Raw genomic sequence first — 17,336 nt, 5'->3', positions numbered from 1 at the left:
GGGACCTATTGTTGTTTTTATCCTGCATTGATTGCCCATAAATGTCCGATTGATGAGGGCTAATTATAGTTTTACTTTGTTATTTTTGCAAGGAAAGACCATCAAAATATGTTCTATAGTTACTAGAGAATTCAAAGTTGTTTTTTGCATCCCAATTAATAGACCAAGACATTAGGCCGCGGAATGCAGGATAGCCACTCTGGTTAGAAAGTTTATACTTTCCTCCGAATGGAACTCCTTTAATGATATAATTTAAAGCTTTTTTCATTTCAGTTGGCGAAATGTATCCACCACTTGGAGCTGCCGCTGGTGCTGCTGGAAGCCCAATCATGACTTGATCTGAACGAAGAGCTGGGAAAATGTTATTTGCATTACCACCTACAGGAAAACCATGTAAGAGCATATCTGCCATAGCGACCTCGTAGTCTGCAGTACCTTGATTGTAGTTATTACCGTCCATTCCAATCCCGCTACCAGCGTTGTAGTGTTGAACGTGAATGTATGTTAGTTTATCTTTCACTCCATAAATAATTGGTAAATATGCACCCCATATGCTTCCATATGCGCTATATCCGCCTTGAACATAAGCTGTTTCAGGGGCCATGCTTAATAGAAAATCTGGACCATAATGATCTGAGATTGTTCGAATAGCTGAAATAAGATTTACGATTTGAGGGGTAGTTGGGTTTTTGAAGTTAGTGTCATTTCCGTTTAAGTAAATACCTGATTCAAGGTCAATATCTATTCCGTCAAAACCGTATTTATCGATCAGAGATTGTATGGAATTAATAAAACGATCCTTAGCGGCATTGTCAGGAAGTAAAACGACCCCATTTTGTCCACCTATTGAAAGAACTATTTTCTTTCCTTTACTTTTTAAATAAGAAATATCTGATTTGAATTCTGCATCTGTACCATACACAGGAGAAAATTCAACAGTGGAACGATCACCACCAGTTTCACCAAAAGATACATTGATTACATCCCATTTTGGTGAAACGTCTTTTAATTTAATAATGCCAGTACCGTTATCAAAATTATGCCAGTATCCAACGAGTAATTTTGAACCTAAATTGTTTGCTGCTTGTGCTTGGAAAGGGGATAACGGTAGAAGTAAGAACATTACTAAAATACAACAAAAAAATTTGAACTTGTTTAACATATCAACACTCCTATACAAAAAGTTGTCTAGATGTATAATCTTGTTTATTTAATAATATCTGAAAATTCTTTCTTTTGTAAAGGGACTATAATTTTCTCAACAATTGTGTATGGGAAAGTATTAAACCTAATGTAATAATTTTTGAAGGAGGTTGAATTTTAATTGTTGAATTCAGAATATTTTGATATATTTTAAAGTATAGGACAAAATCTTTCGCACAGTACTCTTACATAAATTTCAAAATTTAGTTTGGAAGGGGATGTACAAGATTTGGATAAAAATCTAAAGAAAGACCTCAAAATACGCCACATTACAATGATTTCAATTGGCGGTGTAATAGGGGCTGGTTTGTTTGTTGGAAGTGGTGCAGTTGTACATTCGGCAGGACCAGGTTCTATCGTTTCATATGCATTAGCAGGACTTCTAGTCATTTTCGTCATGAGAATGCTAGGAGAAATGGCAGCTGTTAATCCGACAAGTGGTTCATTTGCAACGTATGCAAGAGAAGCGATTGGTCCTTGGGCGGGTTATACAATAGGCTGGTTATACTGGTTTTTTTGGGTAATTGTTATTGCAATAGAAGCCACAGCAGGTGCTGGTATTATCCAATATTGGATTCCACAAATACCGCTTTGGTTATTAAGTTTAATATTAACAATTTTATTAACGCTGACGAACGTTTTTTCGGTGAAATCATTTGGAGAGTTTGAATATTGGTTTTCTTTTATTAAAGTAATAAGTATTGTTTTGTTCCTTTGTCTAGGTCTTGCTGTTATTTTAGGATTTGTTCCAGGAACAGAAGCACCCGGCACTTCGAATTTAATTGGACAAGGTGGATTTATGCCAAACGGTATAAGTTCGGTACTGCTTGGAATTACTGTCGTTATATTTTCATTTATGGGATCAGAAATTGTAGCGGTAGCCGCAGGTGAATCTGCAGAACCTGTAAAAGCAGTAAAAACAGCAACAAACAGTGTGATTTGGCGTATTCTTGTATTTTTTATTGGGTCTATAGCGGTAGTTGTTACGCTACTGCCATGGAATTCAGCAAACATATTAAAAAGTCCATTTGTAGCTGTATTGGAACATATAGGAATACCAGCTGCGGCACAAATTATGAATTTTATCGTTTTAACAGCTGTACTCTCTTGTTTAAATTCGGGTTTATATACAAACTCAAGAATGCTTTTTTCGATGGCAGAAAGAGGAGATGCTCCAAAGGCGTTTTTGAAATTGAACAGTAGTGGTGTTCCAGTTCGGGCCGTTTTATTTGGAACTTTCTTCGCTTATATTGGCGTTGTGTTTAGTTACATTTCTCCAGATAAAGTCTTTTTGTTTTTAGTGAATGCATCTGGCGGGATTGCGTTACTAGTTTATCTCGTTATTGCAGTTTCGCATTTAAAGATGCGTAAAAAAATGGGGAAAGTGGAACAACAAAATTTGAAAGTGAAAATGTGGCTTTTTCCGTATGTAACGTATGTTACAATTGTTGCTATTATAGCAGTTTTAGTTGCGATGTTCGCAATTGATACTTTACGTTCACAAGCACTTTTAACAATGTTTGTTACTGTTCTTATCATACTTTCTTATTTTATTTTTAATAGAAATAAAAATAGCACAGTTTTGAATCCTAAAAGTAAGAATGAGGAATCTGTTCGATTCTAATTTTCGAAGAGAGTTACACCCAGTCATTGCTATAAAAGAATCATATATAATCATAGAAACAAGTAATTACTATTGTCATAGTGGATATAAACTTTTTTCTTGACTTTTTATACGAAGGCGAGCAAAATGGTAAAAAAGGAAGGGGGGGGATGATAATGGAAGAGTACGTATTAGAGCTGTATAACCTGTTATATACGACAGAATGGCAAGATATTGTTTCGTTTCTAGGAATCGTATTTTGCATGAAAATTGTAATTGTATATATGGAAGAGCAAGGTATGTTCTATTCCTTCTCATCCCCGTTCGATATGCAGCGCGAGCCGTTGCTAAACTATGCCAATGTGAATTACGAACAAATTCCTTTTGTTATTTTCTTTATGATTCGATTTATTACAGCAATTGTAAGGAAAAAGGAAAGTGACGATGAAGAGTGCCACTCAACTTGTAATATAGCGAATGTTTTTTAAGCTAAATACAAGGAGGAGATTTATATGTGGTTTCGATTTCTTATGATTGGTTTCTTTTCATTAACAGCAATTTCTTTAATGGGATATCAAGTGTCTGAAATTTTTCAAGCATATAGCGATACATTTTTTAACAAAAACTAATCGCGTTGCTATTTGAATAATAAAGCGATAAAATCCTTCTTAAGAAGTTTTATTAAGAAGGATTTTTTCTTTGTCTTATCTTGCTGTGTCAAACTATTGTCACATTTACACTGTGAATAGTATGTTAAAATAGTGAGGTTACGTATACATATTTGAAGGAAGAGGGAGTGACCATTTTGGTGGATCAATCAACAAATCAGAAAAGCTATGCTCCTATTGTGATAACGCTTTCTGTAATTGTAAATGCGATTATTTTATTTTTGTTCTTTGGACCTGTTGGCTATGAAGGAGAATTACATTTTGATGTAACAATTTTACCAATGTTAAATGCAATTTTTAATAGCTTTACGTTCGTATTCTTATTAGCAGCTCTATACTCTATTATTAAGAAGAATGTGAAAATGCACCGTGGTTTCATCCTGGCAGCATTTACAACGACGTTGCTATTTTGTGTTTCTTATTTATCTTATCATTACTTAGCGCCAGCAACACATTTTGGCGGAGAAGGATTCATTAAATATGTGTATTTCATCATTTTAATTACACATATTATCCTGGCGGCAATTATTGTACCGCTTGCATTGTTTGCACTTGTATTTGGTTTTACAAATCAATTAACACGTCATCGTAAAATTGTACGTTGGACGATGCCGATTTGGTTATATGTAAGTTTATCTGGTGTTATTGTTTACTTAATGATCTCACCTTATTACCAATAAAAAATCTCAGCCTGTAGGCTGGGATTTTTTTATTAAGCAAATATTTTTGTGAAATGAAAAAAATATGGTATACAAAAGTATAGTTGCTTTTCATATAGAAGGGATGGTAAAGGAATATGCAAAATTTTGTATTTCGTAATCCAACGAAACTTATTTTCGGTAAAGGTCAATTAGAGCAGTTAAAAACTGAAATTCCACAGTTCGGTAAAAAAGTTCTTCTCGTATACGGGGGAGGCAGCATTAAAAGAAACGGTATTTATGATAATGTAATTTCTATTTTAAAGGATATAAATGCAGAAGTATTTGAATTGACAGGTGTTGAACCGAATCCACGTGTATCAACTGTAAAGAAAGGGATTCAAATTTGTAAAGAAAATGGTGTTGAATTTATTTTAGCAGTTGGTGGAGGAAGTGTGATCGACTGTACGAAGGCAATTGCAGCTGGTAGTAAGTACGATGGAGATGTATGGGATATTGTAACGAAAAAAACATTTGCTAATGAGGCATTACCATTTGGTACTGTACTTACTCTTGCAGCAACAGGATCTGAAATGAATGCAGGCTCGGTAATTACAAACTGGGAAACGAATGAAAAGTATGGATGGGGTAGCCCGGTTACTTTCCCGCAGTTTTCAATTTTAGATCCAGTTCATACTACTTCTGTACCGAAAGATCAAACAATTTACGGTATGGTAGATATTATGTCGCACGTATTAGAACAATATTTCCATCATGGAACGAATACAGAACTACAAGATCGTTATTGTGAAGCTGTTTTAAAAACAGTAATTGAGACAGCACCTAAGCTTTTAAGTGATTTAGAAAATTATGAGCATAGAGAAACTATTTTATATTGTGGTACTATGGCGTTAAACGGCATTTTAGCGATGGGAGTAAAAGGAGATTGGGCGACTCATAATATTGAGCATGCAGTTTCTGCTGTTCATGATATACCACACGGGGGTGGCCTTGCGATTTTATTCCCGAACTGGATGAAACATGTTGTAGAGGAAAATGTAAGTCGTTTTAAACAGTTCGCTATTCGTGTATTTGATATAGAAACAGATGGCAAAACAGATAAAGAAGTGGCTTTAGAAGGAATTAAGGCGCTGCGTCAATTTTGGACTTCAATTGAAGCGCCAGCAACATTAGCTGATTACGGTATTGGAGAAAATGAAATTGATATAATGGCTAATAAAGCGATGGCGTATGGTGAATTTGGTAACTTTAAAAAATTAAATAAAGATGATGTTTTAAGTATATATAAAGCTTCTTTATAAGTGAATTTAGAAAAGAAACCTATTTGATTGTTTAATCGAATAGGTTTCTTTTTACTGTTTATAAATGTTTATGGGTGTTTTTGATTATTTTTGATTGTTTGTGGTTGATTTTTGTGACCGTTTTCATTATACTGTAATCAAAGAAGAGGTGAATAAAATGTTAACTCCTGAACGTCATCAAATGATATTGCAACTTGTAAAAGAACAGAAAGTTGTAAAATTACAGCAATTAGTTGAAAGAACAGAAAGCTCTGAGTCGACAATTCGCCGTGATTTAGCACAATTGGAAAAGCAAAGGTTATTAAAAAGAGTTCATGGTGGTGCCGCTGTTTTAACAGGAAAAGGGCAAGAACCAACGATGGTTGAAAAATCATCCAAAAACATTCAAATAAAACAACAAATTGCTAATTATGCGGCTAGCGTTATTGAACAAGGTGATTGTATTTATTTAGATGCAGGAAGTACAACATTTGAAATGATTCCATTTTTAATAAATAAAGATGTGACTGTCGTTACGAATGGACTTATGCATATTGAAGCTTTAGTTGAAAATAATATTCGTGCGTATTTACTAGGTGGAATGATGAAGAGTAGGACGAAAGCTTTAATCGGTGCTATGGCACAGGAAAGTATGCAGAAGTATCGTTTTGATAAATGTTTTTTAGGTGCAAATGGTGTACATGAACAGCTTGGCTTTACAACGCCAGATCCAGAAGAAGCGCTCTTAAAACAAATGGCATTAACATTAGCAAACGAAGGATATTTCTTAATTGATGAAAGTAAGTTTTCAGAAGTTGCATTTGCGAAAATTGCAAATGTTGAAGAAGCAAATATTATTACAAACCATTTAGAAATTGATTTAGAAAAATATAAAAGACAAACCAATGTAATTGAGGCTGATAAACAATGATCTATACAGTTACTTTAAACCCATCTATTGATTATGTAGTACAAGTTAATTCCTTTGATTTAGGCGCAGTCAATCGAGCAGAGAAAGATATGAAGTTTCCTGGAGGAAAAGGGATTAATGTTTCTCGCGTTCTCCATCGTTTAGGTGTGGAAAATATAGCACTTGGATTTACTGGTGGATTCACCGGTCAATTTATTAAAGGTGTATTACAGGCGGAAGGCGTAATGACAAACTTCATCCAAGTAGACGGAGATTCCCGAATTAATGTGAAAATAAAAGGACAAGAAGAGACAGAATTAAATGGGCAAGGTCCTAATGTGACAAATGAGCAATTTGAACAATTAATGAAACAAATCGAAAGTATGAAGCAGGGAGATTGCGTTGTGCTAGCTGGAAGTGTACCTGCATCTATCCCAACTACCTTTTATGAATCAATCGCAGCGCTCGGAGCTGAAAAAGGTATTCGAGTAGTAGTCGATGCGAGTGGAAGTGCACTGCAGCATGTAATTAAAAATAAGCCATTTTTAATTAAGCCAAACCATCATGAACTTGGTGAGTTGTTTGGAGTGGAGCTTTCAACAGTAGAGGACGTTTTACCTTATGGAAGAAAATTAATTGAACAAGGTATAAAACACGTTATCGTATCGATGGCTGAAGAGGGAGCTTTATTATTTACGGCAGAAGGTATATATGAAGCGACTGTTCCAAAAGGTGTTGTAATTAATTCAGTTGGGGCCGGAGATTCTCTTGTTGCAGGGTTTGTAGGCAAATATGAACAGACAAAAGATATTGAAAAGGCATTTCAATACGGCGTTGCAACAGGGAGTGCAACAGCATTTTCAGCTGATTTATGTAAGAAGGAAAAAGTAGAAGAATTATTGTCGCAAGTAATTGTAGCTAAGCGATAGGGGGAAGCAACATATGAAAATTACAGAACTATTAAAAAGAGATACAGTCATTATGGATTTGACAGCTTCAAATAAAGAAGCTGTCATAGATGAATTAGTTGAGAAATTAAATGGGGCAAATCGTTTAAATAGTAAAATGGAATTTAAAGAAGCTATTTTAAAGCGGGAGTCCCAAAGTACGACTGGAATAGGGGAAGGTATTGCAATACCTCATGCGAAGACAAAGGCTGTTAAACAACCATCGATTTGTTTTGGTAGAAGTGTAAGCGGTATCAATTATGAGTCGCTTGACGGACAGCCAGCACACTTATTCTTTATGATTGCTGCAAGTGAAGGAGCGAATAATACTCATTTAGAAACGTTGTCTCGTTTATCGACATTATTAATGGATGAAGGGTTTCGCAAGCAACTATTAGAAGCAAAGGATGAAAGTGAGCTTCTTCAACTATTTGATGAAAAAGAGAATGAAAAAGAAGAAGAGATTGAAGTCGCCAAACCAGAAGGAAATGAACCGTACGTATTGGCAGTTACGGCTTGCCCAACTGGAATCGCTCACACGTATATGGCCGCAGATAGCTTGAAAGCAAAAGCAGCAGAGCTAGGAATCGCAATTAAAGTTGAAACGAACGGATCAACAGGTATAAAAAACGGTTTAACAAAAGAAGACATTGAACGAGCAACAGCTATTATTGTTGCGGCGGATAAACAAGTAGAAATGAATCGTTTTGCTGGTAAACATGTCATTCAAGTACCAGTCGCTGATGGGATTAGAAAAACGGAAACACTTCTTAATCGAGCTGTAAAGCAAGATGCACCAATCTTTAAAGGTGTAAAAGAAGATGGAAAGGCAGAAAGTACGGAAAAAGAAAAAGGATTAGGAATTTATAAGCATTTAATGAATGGCGTAAGTAATATGCTTCCGTTCGTTGTTGGCGGCGGGATTTTAATAGCGCTAGCGTTTTCGTTTGGTGGTATAAAGGCGGAAGGTCCTTTAGCTGAATTGTTCATGTCAATTGGTGGAGGAAAAACAGGTGCGTTTTTATTCCTTGTACCAATTTTAGCTGGATTTATTGCAAGTTCTATTGCTGATCGTCCTGGTTTTATGCCTGGTGTTGTAGGTGGATTTTTAGCGGCGAATGCGAATGCTGGCTTTTTAGGTGGATTAATTGCTGGTTTCTTAGCTGGATATGTTGTTTTAGGGTTGAAAAGATTATTTTCAGGACTACCAGTACAATTAGAAGGAATTAAACCTGTTTTGTTATATCCAGTCTTTGGATTATTGATTACAGGAGTTGTAATGCAAAAAGCAGTGATTCCGCCTGTAGTAGCATTAAATGAAATGTTGACAGGGTGGTTAAATGGTTTAAACGGTACGAATGCTATATTACTAGGTCTTATTTTAGGTGGTATGATGGCAATTGATATGGGTGGTCCAATTAATAAAGCGGCGTTTACGTTTGGTATTGCTGCAATAGAAGCACAGAATTTTGGAGTGCACTCAGCAGTTATGGCTGGTGGTATGGTACCGCCACTTGCGATTGCATTTGCAACTACATTCTTTAAATCAAAGTTTACAGAAGCGGAACGTAAATCTGGTTTAACAAATTATATTATGGGAGCATCGTTCATTACAGAAGGTGCGATTCCGTTTGCAGCTGCAGATCCGGTTCGAGTAATCGTAAGTTGTGTTGTTGGTTCAAGTATTGCAGGTGCGTTATCTATGTTATTCCAAATTACATTACCAGCACCGCATGGTGGATTATTTGTAATAGCGTTAGTAAATAAACCGTTACTATATATTTTCTCTATATTAATTGGAACGATTGTCTCGGCCATTATGCTAGGTGTTTGGAAAAAGAAAGTTCAATAACAAATAAAAAGAGAGCAGCTTTTAGTAGCTGCTCTCTTTTTATTACAAAAAAATAGGTTAACAATTAAATATTGATGTTTTTTGGTAAAAGATGTAACGAATTGTGAATTTTTTGTAACAAAAAAGTAACACTGTAATTTTTTCTGGAAAAAAGTTCTTGTGCTCGTATATGAAAAATATATGAAAACCACTGGAGATTGTATGAGAAATACATTTTATTAATATGGAAATTTATGTTACAACTCGTTAATCGTATATTACGAATGCTTTGTAATTGTGTGATTTCTAAAAATTCTAAAAATCTGTTGCTATAATGAAAATACGAAAACAAAGCAAATGGAGGCTATTCATGAAAAAATTATTAGGTATAGCAACAGCAGCAGTTTTTGGTCTTGGGATTTTTGCGGGTTCTGCTAAAGCGGAAACAATTGTAACAACAGACGTATTAAATGTTAGAGAAAACCCAAATGTAGAGTCAAAGCTTGTAGGTAAAGTGTTAAGTGGGAATACACTAGATGTTATAAATACAGAAAATGGATGGACAAAAATTAAGTTGAACGGTAAGGAAGCGTTTGTAAGTGCCGATTTTACAAAGAGCACATATTATGTAACGGCGGGCGTATTAAATGTTCGTGCTGGAGCGAATACTGATTCTGAAATTTTAGGTAAACTTAATAAAAATGATGTGATTGAAACGACGAATCAAGTTCAAAATGAATGGTTACAATTCGACTACAATGGAAAAGTTGGATATGTTCACGTGCCATTTTTAACAGGAACAGCACCTGTAATCGAAAAGAAAGAGGTTGTAGCTCAAGAAGAAGCGCCAGCTAGAACAAATACGCCGGTTAAAAATAATACAGTAGTTAAGAATAAAGAGTCTGTTAAGAGTAACGATTCTATTAAGAATGTAGAATCAAGTAAACCTGTGGTAAAAGAAAAACCGGCTGCAAAACCAGTTGCAAAATCTACTGAAACAAGTGCGCCTACTGGTGGTCGTGAAATTACAGTAGAAGCGACGGCATATACAGCAGATCCGAGTGAGAATGGTTCGTATGGTGGTCGTGTATTAACTGCAATGGGGCATGATTTAACAGCAAATCCAAATATGAAAGTAATTGCTGTTGATCCGAAAGTAATTCCGCTTGGATCAAAAGTATGGGTAGAAGGATATGGAGAAGCGATTGCTGGAGACACTGGTGGTGCGATTAAAGGAAATCGTATTGATGTATTAGTCGGTTCAGATGGTAGTGCTAATAGCTGGGGGCGTAAATCTGTAAAAGTGAAAGTTATACAATAGGTTATCGATATTAATATAAAAAGCGGTTGCTTGAAATTATGTAAGCAGCCGCTTTTTATGGATTATTGAAATGGATAAATAGTTTTACCTGTAATAATTTTATATGCACTGCAAAATTGCGTTTGTATATATTCTGTATTTTTATTTTCTGGATGTAATGTTGTTTCATGGAGGGTAGAATGAAAAGCCCGTAGTAAACAATTTAGGGCGAAGTATAATTCCTCTTGTGAACAATTTTGTTCTTTTATAGAAGTAGCTAAAATGAGGTCTTTTGTCAAAGATGAAAAATTGATGGTGGATTGTTTCATAGTTAACTCATCCTCTCGAAACTATTTTTATCATGTATATGCAGAATTGGACAAACTATGTTCTTTTTTCTGTGTAATTTCATGTACCGAAATGAAAGAACTTGCAATCATGCCGTTAAAATTGGTAAGATTGGGTATAATCAATAGATGGAGTATATTACATAAAGAGAGTTGAATAATATGGGAGAAGTGCAACGTGAAAAAGTTGCTGTCATCATTGGACCAACTGCTGTTGGAAAGACGAAGTTAAGTATCGATCTTGCCAAAGCGTTGAACGGTGAAATTATTAGTGGTGATTCCATGCAGATCTATCGAACGATGGATATTGGAACTGCAAAGGTAACAAAAGCAGAGATGGACGGAATTCCACATTATATGATCGATATAAAAAATCCGGAAGATTCATTTTCTGTCGCGGAATTTCAAGAACGTGTTCGCAAGCATATTCGAGAAATTACAGAACGTGGTAAATTACCAATTATAGTTGGTGGGACCGGTCTTTATATACAATCTGTTTTATTCGATTATCAGTTTACAGATGATGCTGGTGATGTGATATACCGAGAGCAAATGGAAAAGTTAGCTTTAGAACGCGGTGTGGAATATGTACATAAAAAATTGCAAGAAGTAGATCCAGAAAGTGCGGAGCGTATTCACGCAAATAATGTACGACGTGTCATTCGGGCGTTAGAAATTTTCCACACGTCGGGTGAAAAAATGAGTGAACAAATTGAGAAACAAGAAAAAGAGTTACTCTATGATGTTTCATTAATTGGCTTGACAATGGATCGAGAAATGCTATACGATCGCATTAACTTACGAGTGGATTTGATGATGGAACAAGGCCTATTAGAGGAAGTAGAAGGGCTGTATAATAGAGGGATACGAGATTGTCAATCTATTCAAGCGATTGGATATAAAGAAATCTATGATTATTTTGAGAATCGAGTTTCTTTAGAAGATGCGGTATCACAATTAAAGACGAATTCGCGTCGTTATGCAAAGCGTCAATTAACGTGGTTCCGTAATAAAATGGATGTCACGTGGTTTGATGTTACAAACGGTGAAAAAACGTCAGAAATTTTACGATACATAGAAGGAAAGTTACAAGTAAAGTCGAATAATAGTAAGTAGAGAAAAAGAGGAGGATTCGACATGAAGCAATCAATCAATATTCAAGATCAGTTTTTAAATCAACTCCGTAAAGAAAATACGTTTGTTACGCTGTACTTATTAAATGGTTTCCAGCTTCGTGGACTAATTAAAGGATTTGATAATTTTACAGTCCTGCTGGAAACAGAAGGTAAGCAACAGCTTATTTATAAACATGCAATTTCTACATTTGTACCACAAAAAAATGTTTCAATTGAATTAGAATAGTAATGAATTATTGTACATAACAAAAAAGAGCGAGTTTCCTCGCTCTTTTTTTATTTGTCATAAACAATATATAGTGAAATTTAAGCGATTCTAAATACAGTAAGGCGGATGTTAGTATTTCCTGTTGCAGGGATCGTAATCTCATTAAGTGTAGATTGGACAGAGATTCTTGCACCAGCTGCTAATGTTTCTATTGTAGTAAATGAAAGTGAGTCGCCTATTAAATTTGAAGAGAAATTATCAGTTGCGACTGCTCCATTAATTGAAATTCCTACTCCGAGTGGAGCGCATCCTGGCGCAGTTGTAGAAATGGATACGCTAATTACATAAATACCACCGTTAATAACAGTAACTGTATCTGTGCCGTTGAAGATAATATTGTTTACGTTAATTGCAGTACTAAAAATAAAATTATTAAATTGCAGTACTGTTTGCTGAATATTGTTTGTTACAACAATTGTTGCTATAGGGAAGCTAGGTCCAGTAGGCCCAGTAGGTCCGGTAGGTCCACCAGAAGGTCCAGTAGGTCCAGTAACTCCTATGCCAGTAGCGCCGGTAGCACCCGTTGGTCCTTGAATGCCTTGAGGCCCGGTAGCGCCTGTGTTACCTTGAACACCTTGAGGTCCAGTGGCACCAGTAGCGCCAGTAGCACCCGTGTTACCTTGAGCACCTTGAGGTCCAGTAGCACCAGTAGCGCCAGTAGCACCCGTGTTACCTTGAACACCTTGAGGTCCAGTGGCACCAGTAGCGCCAGTAGCACCCGTGTTACCTTGAGCACCTTGAGGTCCAGTAGCACCAGTAGCGCCAGTAGCACCCGTGTTACCTTGAACACCTTGAGGTCCAGTGGCACCGGTAGCGCCTGTGTTACCTTGAACACCTTGAGGTCCAGTGGCACCAGTAGCGCCAGTAGCACCCGTGTTACCTTGAGCACCTTGAGGTCCAGTAGCACCAGTAGCGCCAGTAGCACCCGTGTTACCTTGAACACCTTGAGGTCCAGTGGCACCGGTAGCGCCTGTGTTACCTTGAACACCTTGAGGTCCAGTAGCACCAGTAGCGCCAGTAGCACCCGTGTTACCTTGAACACCTTGAGGTCCAGTGGCACCGGTAGCGCCTGTGTTACCTTGAACACCTTGAGGTCCAGTGGCACCAGTAGCGCCAGTAGCACCCGTGTTACCTTGAGCACCTTGAGGTCCAGTAGCACCAGTAGCGCCAGTAGCGCCAGTAGCACCCGTGTTACCTTGAACACCTTGAGGTCCAGTGGCACCGGTAGCGCCTGTGTTACCTTGAACACCTTGAGGTCCAGTGGCACCAGTAGCGCCAGTAGCACCCGTGTTACCTTGAGCACCTTGAGGTCCAGTAGCACCAGTAGCGCCAGTAGCACCCGTGTTACCTTGAACACCTTGAGGTCCAGTAGCACCTGTGTTACCTTGAGCGCCTTGAGGTCCAGTAGCGCCAGTAGCACCTGTGTTACCTTGAACACCTTGAGGTCCAGTAGCACCAGTAGCGCCGGTAGCGCCTGTGTTACCTTGAACACCTTGAGGTCCAGTGGCACCAGTAGCGCCGGTAGCGCCTGTGTTACCTTGAACACCTTGAGGTCCAGTGGCACCAGTAGCGCCTGCTGGTCCAGTAGGTCCGGTAGGTCCTTGAATGAACGAAGCAGAATTAACTAGAGCAGTTTGTAATGCTGCTATTAATTTAAGGAGCTCTTGAAGTGTGCAAGGGTCAATTCGGAATAATTTTGTAATGTATAGTAAATAGTTAATGAGATTTTGAAGCTCAATAAATACAGCGCTTGCTACAAAGGTTGGATTTCTTAATATAGTTATTAAGTTTTTAATAATAGCTAACCCTTGTGCTTTCAGGGAGGAAGTAGCGTCTAGTGAACAAATAAATTTACTCAGTAGGTTCAATGTATCGATTAGGTCTTCAATATTTTGGGGAGATGGATTTGCGAAAAGTTTTGGGATTATTTTTGTTAAATCAATAATAATCGCACGAAATGTTCTAAGTTGAGCTTTAGTAATTGGGATTGATGGAGTATTCGGGATTCGTCCGGCGCTACTTGGAAAGCATGGTTTGGAGAATTTGTTTTGATTGTCGTTATAACGAGACATTAAATCTCTCCTTTCTCACGAAAATGTGAACGAAACTCATCATAGTAGATGCAGAAATTAGTTAAATGGTCATAGTAAAATCGTTTGTTTAAAGAAAAAATAGAAAAAACGCCTTACAATAAGGCGTTTTTTCTATTTTCTGCGTATTGATAATATCGCTTTAAGGAAATTTTTGATTTGAATCCAGCGAGTTTTATAATTTCTGATTCAGGAGTTTCTTTTTTTATTAAGTTTAAAATATAGGTGTTACGAAAATGTTGTCCTGAAATTCCTTTACGTAAATTGGCTCTAGCCACTTCGAGGCGAATCATTTTTTGTATAGCAATTTCCGTTAATGCCTTTGGTGCATCATTTTCATATACCCACCTGTATGTTCCACGGTTAAAATCGAATGCGACAAATAATGGATCATCACTATGGTATTTAGGACGAACTGGTTCTGGGATGCTTTTGTAATAATTATATAGTTGTTTTTTGTCTTCTTTTGCTAATGTAATTGTTCTTTCTACACCTGCGGTTGCTGGGATTGATAATGTATTAGTTTCAAAGTGAACGTGATGCATTGTTAATGCTGTAAGTTCCTGTAAGGATAAACCGTAGTCAATCAATAGATTTAAAATAGCAATATTGCGATCCATTAATAAGGGGCGCACAGGAAGTTGTTTTTCTGAAAGTCCTTCTAATGAAGTGACTATATACTTTAACCTTTTTTCTTCATCAGGTGAAATGAAATCTTCGTTACGAAGTGTACGGTCTGGTTGAATAGATATTTCCATATTCTTCAATGGATTAGGAATGTTTAGAAAATGATGCATTCTATTTAGTACAATAAATACACGATGCATCGTTTTTTCTGAGTAATGTCGATTCGTTTTTAAATCGGAAAAGTAATCTTCGTAGTCTTTTGTACAAAGTGTAGCCCATATATTACTGGAAGGGAGCTTTTTGTTTTTTTCTAACCAATGTCCGAAGTCTTCAATGTCATAAACATAACGTTTAATAGTTGAGGGTTTTCGGCCTTTATTCAATAAAAAAATAGAAAAGGCTTGTATTGTATCATGGAATTCCGTTGTCTCCATAGTCCCACCACCTTAATTATTTCTTATATTATAGCAAACTTTTCTGAAAATAGGCATTTACAAGGGGGACAGGAATAATAATATTTGGTGAGTGGATAAAATGAGGTGATTGTATGGAACAATCGATGCGAAAGAAAAACAACAATCAAATTAATATTGTGTTAAACCATCGAAAGAAAATTTCTTTGCCAGCCGCAGAAAATAAAACGGTAATTTCAAATGAAACTGCAATTAAACATGAAATGCTGCAGAGAATTGAAGAAGAGATGGGGAAGCTTGTTGGGATGGAGGATATAAAAAAGATAATAAAAGAAATATATGCTTGGATTTATGTGAATAAAAAAAGACAAGAAAAGGGATTGAAGTCAGAGAAGCAAGTACTTCATATGCTGTTTAAAGGGAATCCAGGTACAGGGAAGACAACTGTTGCTAGAATGATAGGAAAATTGCTGTTTGAGATGAATATTCTATCGAAAGGCCACTTGGTTGAAGCTGAACGTGCTGATCTTGTAGGAGAGTACATCGGCCATACAGCCCAAAAAACAAGAGATTTAATAAAAAAAGCAATGGGAGGTATTTTGTTTATTGATGAGGCGTATTCTTTAGCTCGAGGAGGAGAGAAGGACTTTGGAAAAGAAGCAATTGATACGCTTGTAAAACATATGGAAGATAAACAACATGGTTTTGTATTGATTTTAGCTGGATATTCAAGAGAGATGAATCACTTTCTTTCATTAAATCCAGGGCTTCAATCTCGTTTTCCATTTATTATTGAGTTTGCGGATTACTCGGTAAATCAGCTATTGGAAATTGGGAAGAGAATGTATGAAGATCGTGAATATCAGTTATCAAAAGAAGCTGAATGGAAATTTAGGGATCATTTACATGCGGTGAAGTATTCGTCGCAAATTACATCGTTTAGTAATGGGCGATATGTACGGAATATTGTTGAAAAATCAATTCGTACACAGGCGATGCGGTTGTTGCAAGAAGATGCGTATGATAAAAATGATTTAATTGGAATATCGAGTATGGATTTGATGCTCGAAGAGGAGACGCACAGTACATAAACTGTGCGTCAATTTTTGTGTATAAGTTCGTTTACTCTTTTTTTGCTTTTTCTTGGTGTGTTTTATGGAAGTGTTCCATTTTAGCGCTCTTTTCGTGTGCTGAATTAGGATCGTGTCCAAATTGATTTACTGAGCTTTTTTGAGCTCCTTTATTAACGTGGTTTGTCATTTGTATTCACCTCACTTTAAAAATTAGTATAAACATTATATAAAGAAAAAATCGTTAGAAAAGAAAAACCTCTTTACGATATGTAAAGAGGTTAGATTGCTATTTATGCATTGAACGTTCTTTCGTTTCGATACGTCTGTGCGGTAAATGCCATTTGTAATGAATAGAAACCATGCGGAAGCAAACAATTAAAATGAATAGAATGTAAAGAGCCCAATCGCTAACAATAATTTGAGCTCCAATTAAGAAACCTGCTAAAATTGTCCAAAAGGCATATACTTCAGCTCGAAGAACGAGAGGTTTTCTGCGGGCTAAAAGATCGCGAATGATACCGCCGCCGATACCAGTTAAAACAGCTGCTACAATTGTGGCGCTAATTGGTAAATTTAATTTTTGGGCATATAATGCTCCTTGTACAGCAAATGCCGATAAGCCGATAGCGTCAGTGATATTTTCCCACTTTTTCCAATGTCTAATTAACTTATTTGGAAAAAGAAAAATAATAGTCATTGATAAAAGTGCGATTTGGAATAACATGTCTTGTTGCCAAAACGCGACAATCGGATAACCGATTAATAAATTACGAAGGGCACCTCCCCCAAATGCGGTTGCCATTCCTAAAATATACACCCCGAAAATATCATAATCCTCTTCCATTGCAACAATGGCTCCGCTTAGTGCGAAAGCGATTGTGCCTATGATGCTAAAAATCTCCCATGCCATGAATTTTCTCCCCCGCTAACTAGATGAAATGTGCTTCCTCTGCTATTATATTAGAAGGTTTAAATTTCGAA

The 17,336-nt window shown here is 36.6% G+C and carries 16 protein-coding genes and 1 pseudogene; 11 read left to right on the top strand and 6 right to left on the bottom strand.

What is annotated here, in order from left to right; translation table 11 throughout:
* Nucleotides 1-79 precede the first annotated feature (79 nt).
* Nucleotides 80-1,162: a chitinase gene (locus tag ACXKY9_RS18030; RefSeq protein ID WP_000932439.1), complete on the bottom strand. Its 1,083-nt coding sequence runs from the start codon at nucleotides 1,160-1,162 to the stop codon at nucleotides 80-82.
* A gap of 270 nt (nucleotides 1,163-1,432) precedes the next feature.
* On the opposite strand from ACXKY9_RS18030, the gene gabP reads away from it, so the two are divergent.
* The 8 genes and pseudogenes from gabP to entD all read left to right on the top strand — a co-directional run bounded on the left by gabP (nucleotide 1,433) and on the right by entD (nucleotide 10,422).
* On the top strand, nucleotides 1,433-2,827 hold the full coding sequence (gene gabP, locus ACXKY9_RS18025; RefSeq protein WP_000360110.1) for a GABA permease: 1,395 nt from the start codon (nucleotides 1,433-1,435) through the stop codon (nucleotides 2,825-2,827).
* Nucleotides 2,828-2,953: 126 nt separating this feature from the next.
* Nucleotides 2,954-3,294, top strand: a pseudogene (locus tag ACXKY9_RS18020) (hypothetical protein).
* Nucleotides 3,295-3,611: 317 nt separating this feature from the next.
* Nucleotides 3,612-4,154 (top strand): DUF420 domain-containing protein, encoded by a 543-nt coding sequence (locus tag ACXKY9_RS18015; RefSeq protein WP_000228314.1) that lies wholly within the window; start codon nucleotides 3,612-3,614, stop codon nucleotides 4,152-4,154.
* A gap of 116 nt (nucleotides 4,155-4,270) precedes the next feature.
* Nucleotides 4,271-5,434 (top strand): iron-containing alcohol dehydrogenase, encoded by a 1,164-nt coding sequence (locus ACXKY9_RS18010; protein WP_001179092.1) that lies wholly within the window; start codon nucleotides 4,271-4,273, stop codon nucleotides 5,432-5,434.
* Between the two features lie 157 nt (nucleotides 5,435-5,591).
* Nucleotides 5,592-6,344 carry a DeoR/GlpR family DNA-binding transcription regulator gene (locus tag ACXKY9_RS18005; RefSeq protein ID WP_000957286.1) on the top strand — a complete coding sequence of 251 codons (753 nt, stop codon included), beginning with the start codon at nucleotides 5,592-5,594 and terminating at the stop codon, nucleotides 6,342-6,344.
* Nucleotides 6,341-7,252, top strand: a complete 912-nt coding sequence (gene pfkB, locus ACXKY9_RS18000; protein WP_000640829.1) for a 1-phosphofructokinase — start codon at nucleotides 6,341-6,343, stop codon at nucleotides 7,250-7,252. Before ACXKY9_RS18005 ends, pfkB begins: the two co-directional genes overlap by 4 nt.
* A 13-nt stretch (nucleotides 7,253-7,265) precedes the next feature.
* Nucleotides 7,266-9,122, top strand: coding sequence for a PTS fructose transporter subunit IIABC (locus ACXKY9_RS17995; protein WP_000704595.1), 1,857 nt, complete (start codon nucleotides 7,266-7,268; stop codon nucleotides 9,120-9,122).
* Nucleotides 9,123-9,471: 349 nt separating this feature from the next.
* Nucleotides 9,472-10,422 carry a cell wall-binding protein EntD gene (gene entD, locus ACXKY9_RS17990; protein WP_000734613.1) on the top strand — a complete coding sequence of 317 codons (951 nt, stop codon included), beginning with the start codon at nucleotides 9,472-9,474 and terminating at the stop codon, nucleotides 10,420-10,422.
* Between the two features lie 62 nt (nucleotides 10,423-10,484).
* On the opposite strand, the gene ACXKY9_RS17985 is transcribed toward entD, so the two are convergent.
* The gene (locus tag ACXKY9_RS17985) at nucleotides 10,485-10,730 is read right to left on the bottom strand and encodes a hypothetical protein (RefSeq protein WP_000814426.1); all 246 of its coding nucleotides are present in this window, start codon (nucleotides 10,728-10,730) and stop codon (nucleotides 10,485-10,487) included.
* Nucleotides 10,731-10,910: 180 nt separating this feature from the next.
* Between ACXKY9_RS17985 and miaA the strand changes: the two genes are divergently transcribed.
* Together miaA and hfq are read left to right on the top strand one after the other, a co-directional pair.
* Nucleotides 10,911-11,864 carry a tRNA (adenosine(37)-N6)-dimethylallyltransferase MiaA gene (gene miaA / locus ACXKY9_RS17980; RefSeq protein WP_000504928.1) on the top strand — a complete coding sequence of 318 codons (954 nt, stop codon included), beginning with the start codon at nucleotides 10,911-10,913 and terminating at the stop codon, nucleotides 11,862-11,864.
* A 21-nt stretch (nucleotides 11,865-11,885) separates the two neighbouring features.
* Nucleotides 11,886-12,110, top strand: a complete 225-nt coding sequence (hfq, locus tag ACXKY9_RS17975) for an RNA chaperone Hfq (protein WP_000813896.1) — start codon at nucleotides 11,886-11,888, stop codon at nucleotides 12,108-12,110.
* Between the two features lie 80 nt (nucleotides 12,111-12,190).
* On the opposite strand, the gene ACXKY9_RS17970 is transcribed toward hfq, so the two are convergent.
* Nucleotides 12,191-14,224 carry a Gly-Xaa-Xaa repeat protein gene (locus ACXKY9_RS17970; RefSeq protein WP_176887170.1) on the bottom strand — a complete coding sequence of 678 codons (2,034 nt, stop codon included), beginning with the start codon at nucleotides 14,222-14,224 and terminating at the stop codon, nucleotides 12,191-12,193.
* 113 nt (nucleotides 14,225-14,337) lie between these two features.
* Entirely contained in the window at nucleotides 14,338-15,303 is a 966-nt protein-coding gene (locus ACXKY9_RS17965) for a tyrosine-type recombinase/integrase (protein WP_000450319.1), read from the bottom strand.
* Between the two features lie 113 nt (nucleotides 15,304-15,416).
* Between ACXKY9_RS17965 and spoVK the strand changes: the two genes are divergently transcribed.
* Complete coding sequence (gene spoVK / locus ACXKY9_RS17960; protein ID WP_000438175.1) at nucleotides 15,417-16,373, top strand: stage V sporulation protein K; 957 nt, start codon at nucleotides 15,417-15,419, stop codon at nucleotides 16,371-16,373.
* A 31-nt stretch (nucleotides 16,374-16,404) separates the two neighbouring features.
* Here the strand turns inward: spoVK and ACXKY9_RS17955 are convergent, their stop codons facing one another.
* Nucleotides 16,405-16,542 (bottom strand): hypothetical protein, encoded by a 138-nt coding sequence (locus ACXKY9_RS17955; RefSeq protein ID WP_000181501.1) that lies wholly within the window; start codon nucleotides 16,540-16,542, stop codon nucleotides 16,405-16,407.
* 99 nt (nucleotides 16,543-16,641) lie between these two features.
* Entirely contained in the window at nucleotides 16,642-17,265 is a 624-nt protein-coding gene (locus ACXKY9_RS17950) for a trimeric intracellular cation channel family protein (RefSeq protein ID WP_000312267.1), read from the bottom strand.
* Nucleotides 17,266-17,336: the final 71 nt, after the last annotated feature.

This window comes from Bacillus sp. 2175 (genome assembly GCF_057812155.1).
Note: the sequence above shows the minus strand (reverse complement) of the source record. Positions and strands in the feature narration are given on the sequence as shown.